Consider the following 377-nt stretch of genomic DNA (forward strand, 5'->3'; position numbering starts at 1 on the left):
GTTTTAGAATAAAAGCCTGACGATGACCTACTTTCACAGACGTTAATCAACTATCATCGGCGCAGAGGTGTTTCACGGTCCTGTTCGGGATGGGAAGGGGTGGGACCACCTCGCTATGGTCGTCAAGCGTAACTTGTTGCTTGGGCTGATTCTTGGGCCAGCCTGGGCCAATCGGGGAAGAAGCAACGTGTGGGGCCTTGAGGCGCTCACACACGGTGAAGTATGTTGGGTGCTTTACACGTTGAACATCGTTTGATGTTCTGGGGGTTGCGTTGTTTTGCGGTGCTGTTGCTGCGCTAGGGGGTTAACCCCTTGGGCGCAGACTTTCAATTTGTTTGAACGGCACTTGAACACGTTAACCTACAAGGTTATAGGAT

General features: G+C 51.5%; 1 rRNA gene. It reads right to left on the reverse strand.

Annotated features, from left to right (window positions below):
* Positions 1-14: 14 nt before the first annotated feature.
* A 5S ribosomal RNA gene (gene rrf, locus CHR62_RS15545) occupies positions 15-127 on the reverse strand.
* Between the last annotated feature and the right edge of the window lie 250 nt (positions 128-377).

It is taken from the genome of Pusillimonas sp. NJUB218, assembly GCF_003788685.1.
GTDB lineage: Bacteria > Pseudomonadota > Gammaproteobacteria > Burkholderiales > Burkholderiaceae_B > Neopusillimonas.